19 protein-coding genes are annotated in these 20,813 nt (G+C 56.9%); 3 read left to right on the plus strand and 16 right to left on the minus strand.

The features are described from left to right. Positions 1–32 precede the first annotated feature (32 nt). From W02_RS11220 to W02_RS11230, 3 genes are read right to left on the minus strand one after another with little or no spacing between them, the layout of a single operon-like run. A complete protein-coding gene (locus tag W02_RS11220; RefSeq protein ID WP_173047692.1) occupies positions 33–692 on the minus strand; it encodes a TPM domain-containing protein in 660 nt (219 codons plus the stop codon). Beyond that, positions 682–1,581 (minus strand): YgcG family protein, encoded by a 900-nt coding sequence (locus W02_RS11225; RefSeq protein ID WP_173047694.1) that lies wholly within the window; start codon positions 1,579–1,581, stop codon positions 682–684. Before W02_RS11225 ends, W02_RS11220 begins: the two co-directional genes overlap by 11 nt. A gap of 14 nt (positions 1,582–1,595) precedes the next feature. Further along, complete coding sequence (locus tag W02_RS11230) at positions 1,596–2,186, minus strand: LemA family protein (RefSeq protein WP_173047696.1); 591 nt, start codon at positions 2,184–2,186, stop codon at positions 1,596–1,598. A 73-nt stretch (positions 2,187–2,259) separates the two neighbouring features. Between W02_RS11230 and W02_RS11235 the strand changes: the two genes are divergently transcribed. Continuing rightward, a complete protein-coding gene (locus W02_RS11235; RefSeq protein ID WP_173047698.1) occupies positions 2,260–2,565 on the plus strand; it encodes a hypothetical protein in 306 nt (101 codons plus the stop codon). Positions 2,566–2,586: 21 nt separating this feature from the next. Here the strand turns inward: W02_RS11235 and W02_RS11240 are convergent, their stop codons facing one another. The 13 genes from W02_RS11240 to W02_RS11300 all read right to left on the minus strand — a co-directional run bounded on the left by W02_RS11240 (position 2,587) and on the right by W02_RS11300 (position 18,235). Further along, a complete protein-coding gene (locus W02_RS11240; protein WP_173047714.1) occupies positions 2,587–3,105 on the minus strand; it encodes a PilZ domain-containing protein in 519 nt (172 codons plus the stop codon). Positions 3,106–3,261: 156 nt separating this feature from the next. After that, positions 3,262–4,053, minus strand: a complete 792-nt coding sequence (locus W02_RS11245; protein ID WP_173047716.1) for a succinate dehydrogenase/fumarate reductase iron-sulfur subunit — start codon at positions 4,051–4,053, stop codon at positions 3,262–3,264. Positions 4,054–4,063: 10 nt separating this feature from the next. After that, complete coding sequence (locus tag W02_RS11250) at positions 4,064–5,977, minus strand: fumarate reductase/succinate dehydrogenase flavoprotein subunit (RefSeq protein WP_173047718.1); 1,914 nt, start codon at positions 5,975–5,977, stop codon at positions 4,064–4,066. Then, positions 5,974–6,654: a succinate dehydrogenase cytochrome b subunit gene (locus tag W02_RS11255; RefSeq protein WP_173047720.1), complete on the minus strand. Its 681-nt coding sequence runs from the start codon at positions 6,652–6,654 to the stop codon at positions 5,974–5,976. The genes W02_RS11250 and W02_RS11255 overlap by 4 nt, the downstream gene beginning before the upstream one ends. 55 nt (positions 6,655–6,709) lie before the next feature. Further along, on the minus strand, positions 6,710–8,008 hold the full coding sequence (locus W02_RS11260; protein ID WP_173047722.1) for an NAD(P)/FAD-dependent oxidoreductase: 1,299 nt from the start codon (positions 8,006–8,008) through the stop codon (positions 6,710–6,712). A 96-nt stretch (positions 8,009–8,104) separates the two neighbouring features. Beyond that, positions 8,105–11,209 carry a multidrug efflux RND transporter permease subunit gene (locus W02_RS11265; RefSeq protein WP_173047724.1) on the minus strand — a complete coding sequence of 1,035 codons (3,105 nt, stop codon included), beginning with the start codon at positions 11,207–11,209 and terminating at the stop codon, positions 8,105–8,107. Then, positions 11,206–14,322 carry a multidrug efflux RND transporter permease subunit gene (locus W02_RS11270; RefSeq protein WP_173047726.1) on the minus strand — a complete coding sequence of 1,039 codons (3,117 nt, stop codon included), beginning with the start codon at positions 14,320–14,322 and terminating at the stop codon, positions 11,206–11,208. The genes W02_RS11265 and W02_RS11270 overlap by 4 nt, the downstream gene beginning before the upstream one ends. Next, the gene (locus W02_RS11275; RefSeq protein WP_173047728.1) at positions 14,319–15,548 is read right to left on the minus strand and encodes an MdtA/MuxA family multidrug efflux RND transporter periplasmic adaptor subunit; all 1,230 of its coding nucleotides are present in this window, start codon (positions 15,546–15,548) and stop codon (positions 14,319–14,321) included. The genes W02_RS11270 and W02_RS11275 overlap by 4 nt, the downstream gene beginning before the upstream one ends. A gap of 29 nt (positions 15,549–15,577) precedes the next feature. Then, positions 15,578–15,997 (minus strand): hypothetical protein, encoded by a 420-nt coding sequence (locus W02_RS11280; protein ID WP_173047730.1) that lies wholly within the window; start codon positions 15,995–15,997, stop codon positions 15,578–15,580. An 81-nt stretch (positions 15,998–16,078) separates the two neighbouring features. Beyond that, the gene (locus W02_RS11285) at positions 16,079–16,396 is read right to left on the minus strand and encodes a hypothetical protein (protein ID WP_173047732.1); all 318 of its coding nucleotides are present in this window, start codon (positions 16,394–16,396) and stop codon (positions 16,079–16,081) included. Continuing rightward, positions 16,380–17,033, minus strand: coding sequence for an RNA polymerase sigma factor (locus W02_RS11290; protein WP_173047734.1), 654 nt, complete (start codon positions 17,031–17,033; stop codon positions 16,380–16,382). Before W02_RS11290 ends, W02_RS11285 begins: the two co-directional genes overlap by 17 nt. 70 nt (positions 17,034–17,103) lie before the next feature. Further along, entirely contained in the window at positions 17,104–17,691 is a 588-nt protein-coding gene (locus tag W02_RS11295; RefSeq protein WP_173047736.1) for a Spy/CpxP family protein refolding chaperone, read from the minus strand. Between the two features lie 190 nt (positions 17,692–17,881). Further along, a complete protein-coding gene (locus W02_RS11300) occupies positions 17,882–18,235 on the minus strand; it encodes a DMT family protein (RefSeq protein ID WP_173047738.1) in 354 nt (117 codons plus the stop codon). 249 nt (positions 18,236–18,484) lie between these two features. Here W02_RS11300 and W02_RS11305 point away from each other — a divergent pair, with 249 nt between their 5' ends. Next, positions 18,485–18,655, plus strand: a complete 171-nt coding sequence (locus tag W02_RS11305) for a hypothetical protein (protein ID WP_173047740.1) — start codon at positions 18,485–18,487, stop codon at positions 18,653–18,655. A 581-nt stretch (positions 18,656–19,236) separates the two neighbouring features. Then, positions 19,237–20,652, plus strand: a complete 1,416-nt coding sequence (locus W02_RS11310; protein ID WP_173047742.1) for a sigma-54 dependent transcriptional regulator — start codon at positions 19,237–19,239, stop codon at positions 20,650–20,652. The last annotated feature ends 161 nt before the right edge of the window (positions 20,653–20,813 follow it).

A 20,813-nucleotide genomic window follows, 5' to 3' on the forward strand; every position in this document is an offset into this window, starting at 1 on the left:
GGATCGATGCAGGTCAGTCCATGAAACTATGGTTAGGGCTCCTCGATCAACCGATCGGGAAGTTCATTTGGATTCTCACCGGATCGTAGCGGACAGGCAGTGGACAAAATCACTCCGCATTGTTCAATGCCATCGCACAATCCGCCGCACAGGTCGCCTTGCTTGAGCCGGCGCACCACGGCCTCCGCCACCGACTGCCATTGATCCGAAGGTACCGATGATCCGATTCCCTGATCGGGCATCACGTACACTTGATGCTCCAGCAGAGAGACCAGGATCAATACGCCGTTTCGGTCGCTCGTCCGTCCGATACCATGCCGGACGAACGCGCGCTCGGCTCTGAGTTGAACCTTCTGGCGCATCCGCTCGGCCGACGTCAGCAACCGAACGAACGCGTCACGCCGGCCGACCCAGCTTCCTGCGATATAGCCCGTCATGGTCGCCAGGAGAAGCCATGCCGCATTGCCTTGATGCCACCCCCAAGGTAACCACGACGTTTCAAGGGCCAACAAGAGTGAAAGAACCAGCATGGCCACACTGAATCCAGCCCAATGCCAAGACTCTCGATATAAGCCGGACCGAGACACCACCATCGGGACGATCTCAGCTCGCGTTCGCCGCTCTGCCTTCTGCACGGCTTCACTGATAGCGAGACGATCTTCCTGGGTCAAATGTGAGGTCTTACCAATCACCGCTGGCACCTCCACCGCCAAAATCCCCACCACCGCCGCTAAAGCCCCCGCCGAGGGATCCCCCACTCCACCCACCGTCACGACTACTGTACGAGGTCCAGTCATGGCTGATCCACTGTCCGCCGGTGCGTCGATTTCCCTGAAGGATCAGCCACAGGAGAACAGCCGTCACTCCTCCGGAGAGGAGCGCCAGCGGGATTCCGGCGGATTGCGCCACGATAATGGAGAGCAGGCTGCCGAAGAGCGCCCTCACACGATGCTTTCCTTGGCTCAGAATCATTCCAGCCAAGAAGCCGACGACTATACCGATCACGACGAATTCTATACCGGCCGTCCGGTCACCCGACGAGGCCTTCGGGGGAGGCTGATCGTGTCCAGCCTCGGCCTGTCCTATGGTCCATAGAATTGCCTGGACGCCGGCTTCGATACCGCCTGCCATGTCCCGTGCGCGGAACCGCGGGACGATTTCATCTCGTATGATGTGAGCCGACCGAAGATCGGTGAGTGACCCTTCGAGTCCGTAACCGACTTCGATCCGAACCTTCCGCTCCTTGATGGCAACCAGCAGCAAGACGCCGTTGTCAGCGCCTATTCGGCCAAGCTTCCATGTCGTGGCCACGCGATGTGAAAATGATTCGACTGGATCTCCCTCGAGCGAGGGCAGGATTAAGACGGCGACTTGATTGGTGGTAGCATCCTCGTGCGCCTTCAAAGCGCCGGTCAGCGATTCTTTCTGGGCGGAGGAGAGGACACCGGCCAGATCGACGACGCGACCCGTCAACGCGGGGACTTCCAGGCCCCAGGCCGTTATGGACCCGAGTATCCATAAAACGGCAAAGAGCCGTGCCGGCAGAGGCCAGACACGGCTCGTGAGTTTCGAAAGCGTCATCGCACAGCGACTTGCTAGAACTTGACCTCCGGCGGCTTGGCGACGGCACGTTCATCCGCGACCGTGAAATTCGGCTTCTCCTCGAGATGCAGCAGCATCTTGGCCGTCAAATTCGTCGGAAAATAGCGCACCATCTTGTTGAATTCCGCGACCCGGTCGATATAGCGCTTTCGCGCGACCGTGATCCGGTTCTCCGTCCCCTCAAGCTGGCTTTGAAGATCCCTGAAATTCTGGTCCGCTTTCAGATTCGGATAATTCTCAGCGATGGCAATCAGGCGTCCCAAGGCCGACGTCAGCCCGGCCTGAGCTTTTTGGAACTGTTCGAATGCCGCCGGATCTTTCAGCATCTCCGGAGTGATTTGCACACCCGTGGCTTGAGCGCGAGCCTGGACGACTCCCTCGAGCGTGTCCTTCTCATGAGCGGCATAGCCCTTGACGGTCGCCACGAGATTTGGAATGAGATCCGCTCGACGCTGGTACTGGTTGACCACCTCACTCCAAGCGGCTTTCGTGTCTTCATCCAGTCCCTGCAGATCGTTATAGCCGCATGCCGAGCAACTTATGGCTGCGATGAGAATCATCAGCGCTCTGCTCACCCGACCCATGGTCGACACTCCTCTCGCTGGGATGGAATCGCTTCATGCTATCATGGTCAATCTACCGAAGATATAGTGTGCCATGTCTCTAGAGCCGACCTCACAGACGCCCGGCGGGTTTCAGATACGGCATCGTTCGCTCGGCGTGTTTCAGGGGACCGCGATCGAGTTGGCGTTCTGGTATCCCTCTTCCGGTATGCCGGAATACGGCCTCTGCAGATTCTCTTCGCGTGAAAAAGCGCAAGCGATGGTCGACTGGTTGATCTCCCCGGCTTGTCCGGAGCCGCTCAGTTCCAGTGACCTGACCGTGGAACCGTACGACTTTGCCGAACACGAGCGGTTGACAACGGAGTTTCCCCTGCCGTCTGCGTGGGAACAACCCTTCTAAACAGAAACTTAGCGTTGGGGATCAGCCTGCGGCTCTGAGCGGGGGAGTCGTGCGTTCGAGATGATCGGCCGTTCTCGCCTGTACGAAGGCCAACAGTCGCTTGTTCTCCTGCGCGGCTCGCAGGAACTTGAAGGCGATCCCGCGCTGGGTGATGGAACGAACCATGGCCGCCACCTCAAGGGGAGGTTCGTCCTGATCCGTCGTGATTTCCAAATAGAAAATATCGTCGATATGCACCTGCGTGTCGCTCTTGATAATACAGCCTCCGACAGAAAGATCCATCACGATTCCCTCTCCACGGACTTTCCCTCCGGAAAAGGAGAGATACAGGCGAACGGGAATACGAAGATGTTCACGTCGTTCAACGGCATGCTGCGGGACGTTGGCGCCGATGCGCGAGGCCAGGAACCGGCAGCTGCATTGTTGACAGGAGAACGGCACCATCATGAAAAGCGCAGCCACGCGCTCGGTCGTCGAGAGCGGGCGAGCGCGGACGACCTTGTCGTGACGACATTGCGGGCAATAGAGAGAGCGGCGCATCGTGCGATTGTCGAACCTTGATTCCAGGACGGCCGGGACAAACTTTGGCCAGAGAGGTTGGCAAAGTCCCAGCGCGCGAGTCTCCTCGTAGCTAGCGATAATTGAAGCGCCCGGATCTGTCAAGAAAACAGCGCGTTTGCTCTGGCGAGCGTGCGTTCAGTGGAACTCTGAGTGGGGATCTTGAGCGGATTCGACAAGAGGGCGAGGCTCATCGATCACGGCGCGAATCAGTTCCCGGTTCAACATGGCGATAAAGCGCACGCTGATCGATTTTGGACAGACCGCTTCACATTCGTATTGATTGCCACAGGAGCCGAACCCTTCGCGGTCCATGGCGCGGACCATGGCTTTCGCGCGGCCCGTCCGTTCCGGCTCCCCTTGCGGGAGGGAGGCGAGATGAGAGACCTTTGCGGCAACGAACAGCATCGCGGATGCATTCTTGCAGGCCGCGACGCATGCGCCGCATCCGATGCAGGACGCGGCGTCCATGGCCGTCTCCGCTCGATCCTTTCCAATCAACAACACGTTACCGTCGACTGCTCCTCCGGTGTTTGACGAAATATACCCGCCTGCCTGCATGATCCGATCAAGCGCGCTTCGATCCACGACGAGATCTTTGATAATGGGAAACGCTTTTGCGCGCCAGGGTTCGATCGTGATGGTCGAACCATCGGGAAAGCGGCGCATGTACAGCTGACACGTGGTCATCCCCCGATCGGGTCCGTGCGGAACTCCATTGATCACCAGCGAGCAACTTCCGCAGATGCCCTCTCGACAATCGAATTCGAACGCAATCGGCTCTTCCCCTTTGAGAATCAATCGCTGGTTGATGGTATCCAGCATCTCCAGAAATGACATATCCGGACTGATGTCCATGGCCTCATAACTCACCAGGCGGCCGTGAATGGATGGTCCTGCCTGCCGCCAAACTCTCAAGGTGAACGTCATCGGTCTCCCGTCACTTATAGCTTCGCGCCGCTGGCTTGACGAACTCGAACGCTAACGGTTCCTTGGAGAGCGCCGGTGGGCTGTTCGGAACGTATTCCCATGCGGCGACATGTGCGTATCGCTGGTCGTCGCGGATCGGCTCGCCATCTGGCGTCTGATACTCCTCGCGAAAATGCGCTCCGCAGGACTCTTCACGCTCGAGCGCGTCATAACAAAGGAGCTCCGCAAACTCCAGGAAGTCCCCGACACGGCCTGCATATTCCAGCTCCTGGTTGAAGGCCTGCCCCGATCCCGGCACCGCGACGTCACGCCAAAATGCCTCTCGCAAAGGAGGAATGTCCTGAAGCGCTTGACGGAGTCCGGCTTGGTGACGCGCCATGCCACAGGCATTCCACATCAGCCGCCCGATTTCACGATGGAACGACGCTGCCGTCCGACGGCCCTTCCCTTGAAGCACGCGCTCGATCTTCCCCGTCGCCCGCTCCAAGGCGACGCGCACATCCGAATGCGTCTGCCCCAAGGGGATATGTTTGGTGGTGGCAAGGTAATGCCCGATCGTATAGGGCAGAATAAAATACCCGTCCGCTAAACCCTGCATGAGTGAACTGGCGCCTAACCGATTGGCCCCATGATCGGCGAAATTCGCCTCACCGATGACAAATAGGCCAGGCACCGTGCTCATCAGATTATAGTCCACCCATAATCCCCCCATCGTATAGTGAGGGGCCGGATAGATCCGCATCGGGAGCGTATAGGCATCCTCTCCTGTAATCCGGTTGTACATGTCGAACAGATTTCCGTAACGCTCACGAATCTTTTCCAAGCCCTGCTGCGCGATGGCATCAGAGAGGTCCAGGAAGACGCCCTGCCCACCGGGCCCGACCCCTTGTCCTTCGTCACAGACAACCTTGACGGCGCGTGAGGCGACATCTCGAGGAACGAGATTGCCGTAACGCGGATACCGGCGTTCAAGAAAATAGTCGCGGTCAGCATCGGGTATGTCAGACGGTACTCGCCGGTCAGAGGGTTGCTTCGGCACCCAGATTCTGCCGTCGTTTCGGAGTGACTCGGACATCAGCGTCAGCTTTGCCTGGTATTCTTCGCTTGGAGGAATCGCCGTGGGATGAATCTGCGTGAAGCAAGGATTGGCAAAGGCTGCCCCTTGTTTCCAGGCCCGATAGGTTGCCGTCACATTGCTGCTGCTGGCATTGGTCGAGAGAAAATAGACGTTGCTGTACCCGCCGGTGGCCAGCACAACGGCTTCCGCCGTATGCACGCCGATCTTTCCGGAGACGAGGTCGCGCACAACGATGCCGCGCGCATGGCCGTCGACAACGATCAAGTCCAGCATCTCCGTGCGCGGGTGCATCCTGACCTGCTTCCGCTCGATCTGCCAGCACAACGCTGAGTACGCGCCCAACAAGAGCTGTTGCCCGGTCTGCCCGCGGCAATAAAATGTTCGGGAGACTTGCACCCCGCCAAACGAGCGATTCGCCAGCTGTCCTCCATATTCACGGGCGAAGGGAACGCCCAGCGCCACGCACTGATCGACGATTTCGGCGCTGATCTGCGCCAGACGATACACGTTCGCTTCTCGCGAGCGAAAATCCCCGCCTTTGATGGTGTCATAGAACAGCCGTTGGATGCTGTCGCCGTCATCTTGATAGTTTTTTGCGGCGTTGATCCCTCCTTGTGCAGCAATGCTGTGCGCCCGGCGAGGGCTATCCTGAACACAAAAGCACTCGACGTGATAGCCGAGCTGCCCGAGCGTGGAAGCCGCACTGGCCCCCGCCAATCCGGTGCCCACGACAATGATTCGAATGTGTTGTTTATTGTGCGGACTGACCAGCTTCTCGCTGAACCGATGACGATCCCATTTTGATTCAAGGGGCCCTTCCGGCACTCTGGCATCCAGACGGATCATGCCCGCACCACCCCTGACGCAATGGCAAGGATGATGACGATGTTTCCGACCACGACGAACCCGGCGACCACCGGCCCCGTACCACGAAACAGGCGATCGAGCAGCGGATGCTCCAAACCCAGTGTTTGAAAACTGCTGGACAACGCATGACTGAGATGAAGTCCCAAGACGGCCTGGGCTGCCAAATAAATCGTCACGTACAAAGGGTTCTGGAAGGCATGGACAACCTTCCCGAACACATCGCGCTGTCCCCGTCCATCCACTCCTTCGACAAAGGTATGATCGACCACCCCGACCGTGAGGTGGAGGATATGGAAGATGATGAAGAGTATTAACAGCATACCGCTGGCCGCCATGGTCCTCGATGCGAACGAAGCTCGACGATACGTCCGTGCGGCGTAGCCCTCGGGGCGGGCGCGACGGTTGCGCTGTGCCAACCGGACTCCGATCACCAGATGCATGCCGACCAACCCCAACAAGCCCAATCTGGCGGTCCAAAGCAACAGCGGCATATCCCGGAGCACTGCGGCATACCCATTCAAAGCGGCCGCCCCCTGAAAGACCTGCAGATTCCCAAGCATGTGGAAGACCACGAAGGCGGCAAGGAGAAGACCCGACAGCGCCACGATGACCTTGTGGCCGATCGACGTCTGCACATACCCGAACGGGCGGTTCATGGTTCGACTTTCATCATGATCGATTCATCAGTTGTACGCCGGTCTGCTTCCACCCTCAAGACAAACTCTCCAATGAAGATGCCGAACGATCGGTTGGATCACCGATCAGCTTGGCGGAAATCGCACGGCCGGCCAGATATCCCGTCGCCCAGGCCCACTGAAAATTGAAGCCCCCGATACGCCCGTCGCAATCCAACATCTCTCCGACCATATACAGATTGGATATTCGTGTCGATTCCATCGTGCGAGAGTTGATCTCTTCGAGCGGCACCCCTCCGGCCGTGACCTCGGCATGGTTCCAGCCCCGATCGCCTGTCACCGGGAACGCAAATCTGGTGAGCGTCTGACACAGCCGGTCTCGATCGCCTCGGGACAATTGGCGGATGGGGGTATCCCGAGAACACTTTGCCTGTCCGCACATCGCCTCGGCGACTCGTTCGGGCAGTCGTTGAGATAAAACCCTCCTCGTCGATCGCTGCGGGAACCGAACAGCCTCGTCCTTCAGCCAAGCCGCGGCCTGGTCCGGTTGTTGATCCGGTAGAAAGTTCCCGAACAATTCGACTCTGGCTTGGACCGTTCGAGCGAGCGTCCAAAACCTGCTGGTATCCATCACGGCCGGACCGCTGATACCTTGGTGAGTCCAGAGAAGACTCCCTGTACGCCGATCAACGGGAATCCCATCAACCATGGTCGTCAATTGGACCTGATGGCTCACACCTGCCAATGATCGATGAAAAGAGGTGTCTTCTAACGTAAGAGCCACGAGGGCCGGGACGGTATCTGTCACCCGGTGCCCAAACGACCGGGCGAGCTCATAACCCAGCCCATCACTCCCCGACTTGGGAAGGGATCTCCCCCCCGTCGCGAGGACGACCTGACCGGCCTTCATCTCCCCTTGACGGTGAGAAATCATGAATGGTCGATCCGCATCGGATATCTGTGCAATGGCTGTCACTCGATGGTCGAGATATATCTGTACTCCCAATATTCTACATCGTTCCATGAGGGCGGCGAGCACGGTTCGAGCCCGGTCGGTTACGGGGAACAGCTTTCCGGTTTCCTCTCGTTTCAACTCCACTCCCAATGAACCAAACCATTTCACCGTGTCGTCGGCTGAAAAGGCAGCGAGAATGTTCCTGATCACTCTTCGATTACCGAAGAAATCTCTCGCCGTCACGTGTTGATGGGTGACATTGCAGCGACCACCGCCTGACACCAGAATTTTGGCTCCCAACGTTTTTGCGCCGTCGAGGAGCGCGACCCGACGAAATTTCATCCGTTCCGCAGCAAAGATCGCGGTGGCCAGACCTGCTGCCCCTGCTCCGACAATGGCGAGGTCCACCTCATATTTCATGATGGAAGGTCGATGTGGAGATCCACACGGGCAGTCTGAATGGAGGGAACGGAATGCATGTGTCACCGAAAGAATGCCCACAATCACCCAGCTCGATCACTGGGGAAGCGGCCTCGTCGTTGCCGGTCCGGTGCGCATCCGCAAGACGCGAAGACGCAGCCGGTCAAGGTACAGATACACCACCGGCGTGGTGTACAGAGTCAACAGTTGGCTGACGAGAAGTCCTCCTACAATGGCAATGCCCAGCGGCCGACGCAGTTCCGATCCCACGCCCGTTCCCAACGCCAACGGCAAGGCGCCAAAGAGTGCGGCCATCGTCGTCATCATAATCGGCCTGAACCGCAGAAGGCAGGCCTCATAAATCGCTTCCTCGGGGCGTTTGCCATCCCTCCGCTCTGTCTCAAGAGCAAAATCGATCATCATGATGGCGTTCTTCTTCACGATGCCGATCAGCAATATAATGCCAATCATGGCGATCATGCTCAACTCGCTCTTGAAGAGCAATAGCGCGAGCAGGGCGCCCACGCCGGCCGAGGGAATCGTGGAAAGAATCGTAAGTGGATGTATGTAACTTTCGTAGAGAATGCCCAGCACGATATAAACGGTAATCAGCGCGCCCAGGATCAGCAGGGGCTGGTTCTGGACTGAGGCTTGAAAGGCTTTCGCGGCTCCCTGAAAACTTCCTTTCACTCCTGCAGGAAGTCCGATGTCCTGCATAGATCGTTCAATCGCCTGTACCGCCTCACCCAATGAGACCGCTGGCGCCATGTTGAACGACAGGGTGACACCTGGGAACTGTCCCTGATGATTCACCATGAGCAGCGTATTGGACGGTTCAAAGCGCGCGACCGCGCTGAGGGGGACCTGTGTGCCCGCGGCGGATCTCACATAAATGTCATGAAGCGTTGAAGGGTTCTGCCAATATTGTGGAGCCACCTCCATCACGACGTGATACTGATTCAGTGGAGTATATAAAATTGATACCTGCCGCTGCCCAAAGGCGTCATAGAGCGTATCGTCAATTAGTTGAGGACTCAGTCCCAGGCGTGATGCCGTGCTGCGATCGAATACGACCAGCGACTGGACGCCTTTGTCCTGCTGATCGCTGTTGACATCCGTGATTTCCTGAAGTGTCCGCAATTGGCGCTCGACCCGTGGAGCCCAGGCATTGAGTTCGGCCAGATCCACGCTTTGAAGGGTATATTGATACTGTGCGCTGCTGGACCGGCCTCCTATGCGCAGATCTTGAATAGCCTGAAGCACCGTCGGCGCTCCTGAAATCTTGGCCAGCTTCGGACGCAACCGCCCGATCACTTGATCCACGCTCAGTTGACGCTCATGCAACGGTTTCAAGCCGATAAACATCCGTCCCGCATTCGTGTTGCCGCTGACACCCCCGCCGCTGAAACCCGTCACTGATTCGACGGCTGGATCGCTCTTGATCAGCTCCACGACTTCCGTCAGTTTCTGACGCATCGCCTGGAACGAAATATCCTGCGCGGCTTGAATGTTTCCGAACATGCGCCCGGTGTCTTGCTGGGGGAAAAACCCCTTGGGCACAATTGTGTACAGATACACGCTAACCGCCATGGTGACGAGCGTCACGGCGAGCATGCTGCGCGGATGGCGGAGCACCCAGGTCAGACTTCCGGCATATCCATTGCGCATCGCCTCGAACGTCCGTTCGCTCAGACGATACCATCGTCCATGATTCTTCTCCTGACGAACGCTCAAGATCCTCGCACACATCATGGGTGTGGTCGTCAGCGAGACCGCGAGCGAGACGATGATCGCGACGGACAGCGTGACGGCAAATTCTTTGAACAGCCGCCCCATCATTCCTCCCATGAGCAGGATCGGAATGAACACAGCCACCAGCGATACGGTCATGGACAACACGGTAAATGTGATTTCTTTTGCTCCACGGAGCGCGGCGTGAAAGGGCGCCATGCCCTGCTCCCGGTACCGGCTGATATTTTCAAGGACGACAATGGCGTCATCCACGACAAAACCGGTGGCGATCGTCAACGCCATGAGCGACAGATTGTCCAGGCTGTAATCCAGCACATACATGACACCGAAGGTACTGATGAGAGACACGGGGACCGCAACACAGGGGATCAGCGTTGCTCGAATATCCCTGAGAAACAGGAACACGACAAGAATCACAAGCAGCACGGAAATCACCAAGGTCCGCTCCACATCGTGCAGAGAGGCGCGGATAACGGGCGTACGGTCAACGACGAGGGAGAGGGTCATACTGCCCGGTATCGAGGCCTGGAGTTGAGGCATGAGCGCACGGACGCGATCGACCGTCTCGATGATGTTGGCTCCGGGCTGGCGGTTGACGATAATGAGGACGGCCGGCGTCCCGTTCGACAATCCGGTCGTGCGCAGATCCTCGACGGAATGTTCCACGGAGGCCACATCCGAAAGCCGGACGGCTCGTCCTTCCCGATAACTCACGATCAACGGCAAATAATCTTCGACGCTGTGGAGCTGGTCGTTCGTCCTGATTTCCCACGTCCGGATCCCGTCCGAGAGCTGGCCCTTCGGCCGATTGACGTTCGTCATGCTGAGCACCCGGCGGACATCGCCGAGCCCGATGCCGTACTTATTGAGCGCGGTCGGATTCACGTCCACACGGACGGCGGGCAGAGAACCGCCTCCCACTGTCACCTGACCCACACCATCGACCTGCGATAGTTTCTGTTGAAGAACGCTGGATGCCACATCGTACATCCGGCCTCGGCTGACGATGTCCGACGTCAGCGCGAAGATCAGAATGGGGGCATCCGCCGGATTGATTTTTCGATACGTTGGATTGCTCGGAAGATTCGCTGGCAAATCTCCTCGGGCCGCTGCGATCGCAGCCTGAACGTCGCGCGCCGCACCGTCAATATCGCGGTTCAACTCGAACTGCAGCGTAATGCTGGATGAGCCGAGCATGCTGGTGGACGTCATTTCCGTTACGCCGGCGATACGGGTGAACTGGTGTTCGAGCGGAGCCGCGACGGAGATGGCCATGGTTTCCGGGCTTCCTCCCGGAAGGGTCGCTGAGACGCTGATGGTGGGAAACTCCACTTGAGGCAATGCGGCAACGGGGAGAAATCGGAAGGCGATGAGGCCGACGAGCGTGGCGCCGATGGTGAGCAGCGTTGTCGCGACGGGACGATGAATGAACGGAGCGGAGACGTTCATGGAGAACCGGTACTCCAGGCATCGGCCGGTGCGATCCTCTGACGCCGGGACGTGGCGCGGCGCGCCAGACGATCAAAGGCCAGGTACACGACAGGAGTGGTGTACAAGGTCAGGACCTGGCTTAGGACCAGCCCCCCGATAATGGTGATCCCGAGGGGATGACGAAGTTCGGAGCCGACGCCGGACCCGATCGCCAAGGGCAGAGCTCCGAGGAGGGCGGCCATGGTGGTCATCATGATCGGTCTGAACCGCAAGAGGCAGGCCTCGTAAATAGCTTCCTGGGGCGTTTTCCCCTCCTTGCGCTCCGCGTCGAGAGCGAAATCGATCATCATGATCGCATTCTTTTTTACGATCCCGATCAACAGAATCATCCCGATCAGCGCGATCACGCTGAATTCGGTCCGAACGAACATGAGCGCAAGCAACGCCCCTACGCCGGCGGAAGGTAACGTCGAGAGGATCGTCAGCGGATGGATGTAGCTTTCGTAGAGGATCCCCAAGACGATATAGACCGTGACGAGTGCGGCGAGGATCAACCACGTTTCATTCGCGAGAGAAGCTTGAAAGGCCTGGGCGGTGCCTTGAAAGCTGCCTCTAATACTGGCAGGCAGGCCGATCATCCTGGTCGCCTGCTCGATCGCTGTCACCGCATCCCCCAAGGATTTGTCCGGTGCGAGATTGAACGAGAAGGTGACGGCCGGGAACTGCCCCTGCCGGACAATCGCAAGCGGCGTGGTCGTCTCGGAGAATTGAGTGAACACGTTCAAGGGAACCTGCCCACCAGTCAACGATCTGATGTCGAGAAACTGGAGAGCCTGCGGTCCGCTTTGAAACTCCGGCATGACCTCGAGCACCACACGATACTGGTTCAGTTGCGTAAACATCGTCGAGACCTGACGCTGTCCAAACGCGTCGTACAGCGTGTCGACGATCAATTGAGGCGTAATACCCAGACGTGAGGCCGTACTCCGGTCGATATGCAGCAGAGAAGCCAGGCCGTGGTCTTGCTGGTCGCTACCGACATCGCGCAGCTCCGGCAATGAATGGAGGGCGTCGAGCATGGTCGGAGCCCAACGACTCAGCTCCTCCGGATCCGCATCCTCGAGCGTGTATTGATACTGAGTACGGCTGAGACGGTCTTCAACCGTCAAATCCTGCATCGGCTGCATATATAGGGTAATACCGTCGACCGAATCGATCTGCGATTGCAGTCGGTGAATCAGATCCTGCGCGCTGATTCGACGTTCTCGAATGGGCTTCAGATTGATCTGAATCCGACCGCTGTTCAACGTCGTGTTCGTACCGTCTACACCGATAAACGAGGACAGGCTTTCCACGGCCGAATCGGCCAGGATGACCTCGGCCAGGGCTTGCTGCCGCTCGGCCATTGCGGCAAATGAAATCGATTGGGCCGCCTCAGAGATCCCGAGAATGACTCCAGTATCCTGGACGGGAAAGAACCCTTTGGGGACCAGGACATAGAGAAGGATGGTGAAGAGCAGCGTCGCGATCGCAACCGCCATCGTCGCGGGCTGATGTGCCAAGACCCAGCGCAGTGTTCTTCCATATGCAGCGATGGCATCATCAAAGACTCGTTGAGAAGTTTGATATAGACCTCCCCGTTCCGTCTCCAGCCTTTGCCGCAGCAGCCGTGCACACATCATCGGCGTCAGGGTAAGCGACACGATGGCCGAGATGACGATCGTGATGCTCAATGTGACTGCGAATTCACGAAAAAGGCGACCGACCACATCGCCCATGAATAGGAGCGGGATCAGTACGGCAATAAGCGAAATCGACAGCGAGAGGATCGTAAACGCGATTTGCTCTGATCCTTTCAGGGCCGCCTGCAGGGGCGACTCTCCCCGCTCGATGTAGCGGGAGATGTTTTCGATCATGACGATCGCGTCGTCGACCACGAATCCGGTGGAAATCGTCAGGGCCATCAGGGTCAAATTATTGAGGCTGAATCCCATGAAATACATGGCGCCGAAGGTGCCGACGATCGAGAGAGGGACTGCGGCGGCCGGGATGACCGTCGCCGAAGCAGTCCGGAGAAAGAGGAAAATGACCATGATCACCAGGGCTATGGCAAACAGCAGCTCGAATTGCACATCTCGCACCGATGCGCGGATGGATGTGGTGCGGTCCGCTAAAATGGTCACCTGCACTGATGAGGGGAGAGCGCTCTCGAGCTGAGGCATGAGTTTCTTGATCCGATCGACGACCTCGATCACATTGGCGCCGGGTTGCCTCTGGATATTGACCAATACCGCGGGGGTCCTATTCATCCACGCCGCCTGTCGGACGTTTTCGACGTCATCGACGACCTCTGCCACATCTGACAAATACACCGGCGCAGCGTTCCGGTAGGCGACGATCAATGGTTGATAGTCCCGGCTCGAGAGCAACTGGTCGGTCGCATTGATGATGGAGGATCGTCTTGGACCATCGAAGGCCCCTTTGGCTTGGTTCACATTCGCAGCCGCCACAGCCGCACGCACATCTTCCAAGGTCAGTCCATAGGCAGACAGCGCGCGAGGATTAGCCTGTATCCGGACGGCCGGCCGTTGTCCCCCGCTGATGCTGACGAGTCCGACCCCTGACAATTGCGAAATCTTTTGTGCGAAACGGGTTTCGGCGAGATCTTCGACCTGAGGCAGCGGCAACGTATTCGAGTTCAGGGCCAGCGTCAGGATCGGCGCATCGGCAGGATTCACCTTGTTATAAACCGGCGGATTCGGCAGGTCCCGGGGAAGAAACGTCGACGCGGCATTAATGGCGGCCTGAACTTGCTGTTCGGCGATATCCAAGCTGAGGTCCAAACTGAACTGCAGCGTGACGACCGAGCAACCGCTGGAACTCGTTGTGGTCATTTGGTTCAGGCCGGGCATCTGCCCGAACTGTCGTTCAAGCGGTGCCGTGACTGACGAAGCCATGACGTCCGGACTGGCTCCGGGATAGAAGGTCATGACCTGTATAGTGGGATAGTCGATCTGAGGAAGGGCCGACACCGGAAGCTGTCGATAGGCTGTAAACCCTGCGAGCAGAATGGCGACCATGAGTAATGCGGTCGCCACCGGCCGCATGATAAACAGCCGGGACGGATTCACAGCCGCTTCCCGCGTGTGTGGCGCTCCACGTCCGGAGACGGGCCATCTGCTCCTTTTCCTGCAGATTCCGTCTGATTTCGGACATCCACTTTGCTTCCCTCCCGGAGTTTTTCCGTGCCGTCGACGACGACCAGTTCCTCGGCGACGAGGCCGTTATCGATGGATGTCTCTTCTCCTTGCGAAGTTCCGAGAGTGACGTTCCTCACGGCCACAGTACGTTCGTCGTTCACTACGTACACGAACGTGCCCTTGGCGCCCCGTTGAATCGCAGCGGAGGGGACGATAGGCACGCCACGTTTGACATCCAAGAGAAGCCGGGCATTGACGAACTGGTTGGGGAAGAGGGCGCCGTCTTCATTTGGAAATACCGCTTTGAGCCGGACCGTGCCGGTATTGGGATCGATTTGATTGTCCACGGTCAACAGTTTTCCGCTCGCCAGCTTTTTCTTCTGCTCCCGGTCGAACGCATCGACCGTCAGGTCCTGTCCGGCCTTGAGACGCTCAAGGACCGGAGGAAGGCTGTCCTCAGGAATCGTGAAGATTACGGTGATCGGTGTGAGCTGCGTAATCACGAGCAACCCGTTGGCATCGCCGGCCCGCACCATGTTGCCAGGATCCACGAGCCTCAATCCCACTCGCCCGCCGATGGGAGCCGTAATCCGGCTGTATGCCAGTTGAAGTTTGGCATTGTCGATCTGTCCTTGATCCGCTTTGACGATTCCTTCCAGCTGACGCACCATCGCATCCTGCGTGTCCAACTGCTGTCTGGCCACGAAGCCTTGTTCAAGCAACCGTTTATAGCGCTGCAGATCCAACCTCGCATTCTTCAATTGCGCCTGGTCACGCGCCATCTGGCCCTCTACTTGGGTCAGTTGGACCTCGAATGGTCTCGGATCAATCTCAGCCAGCAATTGACCGCTTGAGACGAGTTGGCCTTCTTGGAACAGGACCTTCATCAGCTGCCCGTCTACCCGACTTTTGACGTTGACGGTATGCATCGGAACCACGGAGCCAAGCCCGTTCAGATAGATGCCCATATCACCCGTTTTGACGGGTGCCACCAGAACCGGCATCACTCGTGAGACTCCGGGAACTTGGCCGGCACGCGACGGTTCCTCTCCGGACTTTGCAAGGAGCGCATACCCAGCCAGGGCGAGCAAGCAGGCTGCAAACAATCCCAACAGCCATCGTTTCACCGTTGTTGCAAAGCGTACGGATTCCGTCATGATGTCCTTCTCGACAAACGCGGTCGACGCTATTGAGCCGAGGCCTCGTGTCTCTTGGAGTGAAGATACTCGCGCGAAACCTGCCAACGCTGCTGCAGGCCGCCATACATTTTGTCCAATCCGGATTGCTGTTCAGGCGAGAGTGTTTGCTTCAACTCCGCCATGCCTTTCATTAGTATCTGCTCAATTTCCGGTTGATGAGCGAACCGCAGCGATAGAATGCTCACATGAGCACGTGTGACGATCGGATCAATCTCGATACGTTGCTGTTCGGTCAGTGACAACTCATATGTGAGACGATCCATAATACGCTTGTGCTGGGCGACGGGACCGCGGTCTGGACGATGCGCCCGTTCGGACTCGGCATACAGTGATGTCCCTACGGTGCCAGTCAACACCCCGGCGCCAAACAGAAGAATCAAACCAGCCCATAATTTTAATCTCGACATTGGTAGATTCCTCCTCTGTCACCAGTCCGCCAGGCAGGACCCGTTCACCGGACCTCTGAGGGACCATAAACAGGTGACATGTCAGTCACCAAATAGCGGGGCCGACTCAAACTCTTCGGCTAACAGCGTGGGGCTCTCCCACAGCGTCGGTCGAACCCACTCGACCGCCAAAACCGTCACGACGAGAGCGATGCCAGCTGCGATCGTTGCAGTGCGCCAGACCAACTGCTCGAGCACGACGGAGGACGTCCATCCGCCCTGTTTCCATGATGCTTGGCGAATGTCCCTCATGACGGTCTGCGTTACGTCGAGTCGACCATATTCATTCGCATCAGGCGACCGATAGGCTTCGGTCAACGCACGTTCGAACGCATCAATCCTGTCATTCTGTCGTTTCATGATGTTCTCCCCGCAGGCTGCCGCTCAAAATCTTACGAAGGGCCTGGCGCGCGCGATGTGAGCGCACCTTGACGTTGACCACGCTCCACCCTAGCAAAGCGGCAGCTTCGCGCACAGAGTAACCGTCAAGGTGAACCAGGGTCACGACGGCACGATTTTCCGGCGAGAGCTGATCCAGAGCCCAGGCCAGCACCTCTTGCGCCTCACGGTGTTTGACCTCGTCCCGGAATGTTTCTTCAGACTGCGGGGACAATACGCGTTCGATCCATCGGTGATGATCTTCAGCCAAATTGCTGACCGGAATTTCACGACGTCTCTGCATCCTCCAAAAGTCGTAACACGTTCTGACGGCAATGCCCGCTAGCCAATGGTCGAGAGACACCTTTTCGGAAAATTGCGTGAGCCCTGAATAGGCTCTCACGAAGACGTCATGGACCAACTCTTCCACATGATCCGCCGGCACCCGCCGACGCACAATCCGGCCCACGTGTTGTTGATATCGATCAATGACTTCCCTGAACCGCTCGGTGTCTCCTTGTTTGATCTGGCGGAGGAGTTCATGGTCCTCCGCCATGCATCTCTGAACCGTCAACGACTCATCGGTCATCGGCAGGTGAAATCCCCACTCGACAGGCATGCTCGCTGTCCCCGCACCGCTGTGCATCATAGCACCGCGGACAATTCTGTGGAGCGTGGAATGCCTGGCATCAGCTTGCCGAGAACTCACCCGTTTCGGATCCGGAGTCGGAGAGAGCGGCCTGACCTTCCGAATCTCGCGCTCCAGCGTCCGGTTCGCCGTATTCAGCGCGCATCGCATGACGTCGTTCTGATCCGTGTTCGCGCCATAACGCTTTGAGCTTGCTCTGCTGTTCCGGCGTCAACGCGGCGATCAACTCCCGCTTGGCCCTCACATCGAGAATCCGCACATTGGCCTTCAGGGATGCCTTTTCCTTGATCTTGGCTTCGATGGCCGGCAATTCCGACTTATCGTCCCACATCAGCGAACGAAGTTCCCGTGCGCTCACTTTCATATCAGCTTCTGCGCGTATCCGCGCCTTATCGGAATCAAGCGCCATGGCACGAAGCTTCGCAATCTGTTCGTCTGTAAGCCCGATCTCCTGTTTATTCTTCATAAGATGGCGCAGCAGGTGAGTGGCCACGCTGCCCTGCCCGTGACTGCTATGACCAAACATCGCCCGGCTGCTTGAACAGCGGGAGCCTGGGTCAGCCCAGACAATTGGTGACGCGATCAATACACTCCCCAAGATGACGCCTAACATCAACCGGGTTTTCATACGTCCCTCCTATTTCTTGAAACAGTGAGTGGTTGAAGTCCGGGATTTGCCTTCTACTTCATAGTCGGAACGATTTTCAGAAGGTTACACCTGAGAGGTTATACTCGCTGATAACCTATAAGCCGCTGTAAGTGCGGCGGTTATTAGGAGTGATGCTTGAGAAGAAAGGCGATCGATGTGGGGATACGGGCTACCAATCGAGGCCATAGCGGTCTTGGAAAACCGTCCACGCAGCCAGCCCAAGGAGGATGAACCCGGCGACGTGCTTCGGTTTCAACCCCTCCCCCATATAGACGTGTGCAAACAGGATGAAGACCGTCAGGGTAATGACCTCTTGGAGCGTCTTTAATTGATAGGCAGTGAGAGCGCTGTATCCGATGCGATTAGCTGGGACCTGCAAACAATACTCGAAAAAGGCGATCCCCCAGCTCGCCAGAATGACCAGCCAGAGCGGACGGTTCATGAATCTTAGATGTCCATACCAGGCGATCGTCATGAAGAGATTTGAAAGAACCAGCAGCCCGACAGCCGAGAGAACGGTCATGGCGATATCTCCTGGTAAGTGTTGATGGCCACTCGACTACACCGCAGTATTCTCTGACACCTCGGACGCCGAGGGGTCATCCCATTCCCGTAATCCAAGCATCTCCCGCATGGATAGCAGTCCCAATTTGTTTAGAAGGCAACCCGCTACTGGCCGACATTAGAGAGTTTTAACTGCCCGTTAACACTGCATTAATGTTTCCTTGCTACATTTCCTGCCCGTATATAGGCAGAACTAAGGAGGTGGGCAATGACGTGTCAAAAGTGCAAGGGGTTGATGATCGAAGAATGGCGACCGGACTATTCGTCTGAGACAGCCGTCATGCGTTGCATCAATTGTGGTCTCGTGCTCGATCCGTTGATTCAACAGAATCGTCTGTCGAAGTCACATCAAAAGCATTCGGCATTGGATGCCGCATAAGACAAGGAACCAGGCTCAGCCGGTCCGGTGACTTTCGGGTCGGCTGCGCAGGGCAGGTGTGGATATCGCGCTGATGAATGACCGGGCATTGAGGATTTAAAGTTATGCAGATGTACGCTCATGTCCGCTCGGAACAGCTTGATATCCACGTCCACCCTGAATCTGGCATAGATGAGTACCGTCTCTCAAGAGACGAGTTGTTTGCCTGCTGATCGCTTTTTTCGTTCAAGCTCCCCACCAGTTCATCGTACTCGATGCACGCCAATACCTGACACGGGGGCGGAGAAGGTCTACGTTTTCGGTCGTCTCCGGACTGTATTGCTGTATTGCAGACTCCGAGTCAGTTCGATACTCTATCAGAATCTTCCGCCGCAATGATCAAGCAAAGGCGTGCGTTCATTCTACGATTGGTTCATGAGCACAGGCTGCTTAAGATCGAAAGGCGAGCACTGCTCTCCCGCGGCCACTCACTCCCGAAAAATACCGCCGTCTCTCAATACCATTTCCTCAGTCTTCGGCCCATGAAAGGCTAGAATGGCCCGACGATCCGTCATAGTGGGTGCGACAACCAAGAGCGTTGTATGAACGCGCCAATGGACAAAGTTTTTACGATCCTGTTCGTGGAAGATAACGGGGGAGACGTCGAAATGTTTCTCCGGACGATCGAAGATGAACTTCCCCGCGAGGAGGATGAAGAGGTCGAACTCGTGCTGGCCGCTCGTGCAGAGGGAGGCCTCAAAATTCTCGATGAACGGCGGATCGATTTGGTTATTACCGAAATCCGGTTGCCCGGGATGAACGGGATCGAATTCCTGCAGCGAATTCAGGCAAGGGATCGCCGTATTCCTGTCATTATCATGAGCTGGGTTGATACCGTGGACACGGCCGTGGAGGCCATGCGGTGTGGCGCATTTGATTACGTGACCAAACCGTTCGAAAAAATGGATCTTGCAGCCAGAATTCATCGGGCCATGCGCATCTCAGAAATCTTGTTCCGCTATGAGCCGGCGCAGCAAACAGAAACGCTTTCGTCCAAAGAGTTGATCGGGGTGAGCCCGCCGATTCGTCATGTGATGGCCATGATCGAAGCAGCCGCCCGCGTGCAATCCACAACCCTGATCATCGGAGAAACTGGTACGGGAAAAGAGTTGATCGCGAGAGCTATCCATGAACGAAGTGCCGAGCGAGATGGTCCGTTTCAGGTGGTCGATTGCACCACGTTCTCAGAAGGCACCGTCGACAGCGAGCTTTTCGGTCATGTTCGAGGAGCCTTCACAGGAGCCGTAGGCGACAAATTGGGCCTGATCGAACGAGGAATAGGCGGTACCCTGTTTCTGGATGAAATCGGCGATCTCCCTCTGCCTTTGCAGGCCAAGCTATTGAGAGTGTTGGAAGAAGGAGAAATGCGGGCCGTCGGCAGTGTGCAGATGAAGAAGGTCAGCGCAAGATTCATTGCGGCGACCAATCAGGAGTTGGCCGAAAAAGTCAAACGAAACGAGTTCCGGAAGGACCTTTTTTTTCGACTAAACGTCATGGCCATCAAGGTTCCTCCCTTGCGCGACAGATCACAGGATATTCCGCTGTTGGCCAGGCATTTCATGGCGCGATATGCAAAAGAGTTCGGTAAACCCGTCACCGATTTGCTTCCGTCTGCTGTAACAGAACTTGTCGCCTATCCATGGCCTGGCAACGTCCGTGAGTTGCGGAATGTCATGGAACGCGCGGTCATGTTGGCAAAAGGCAACCGCATCAGCAGTTCCGATGTCCTCGGTATGCTCCAATTTACCGACCAGGCGCGCAGAGGCTCGGACGACGACTATCTTGTATTGCCCTATGCCAAAGCCAAGGAAAAGGTACTTGAAGATTTTAGCCGGCGATATATTCAGAGCAAACTCGATCACCACAATGGCAACGTCACACACGCGGCCGAGGAATCCGGGCTTCCCCGCCCCTATTTTTATGAAATCATGCGTCGATTCTTGAAGACTGACAAATGACCTGCAGTGTCATTATTTACTGACACGAGGATCTTCAGAACGCTCTTCTCGCCGCTCCCACCAACTGATTCGTTGAACTAGCTATACATGTCAGTACTTACTGACACATAAAAAATCATAAATATCAGCTATTTATGTAGAGTTTTGTGTTCGGCAGTCAG

Origin of the sequence: Nitrospira sp. KM1 (assembly GCF_011405515.1) — a bacterium.
Classification (GTDB): Bacteria; Nitrospirota; Nitrospiria; order Nitrospirales; family Nitrospiraceae; genus Nitrospira_C.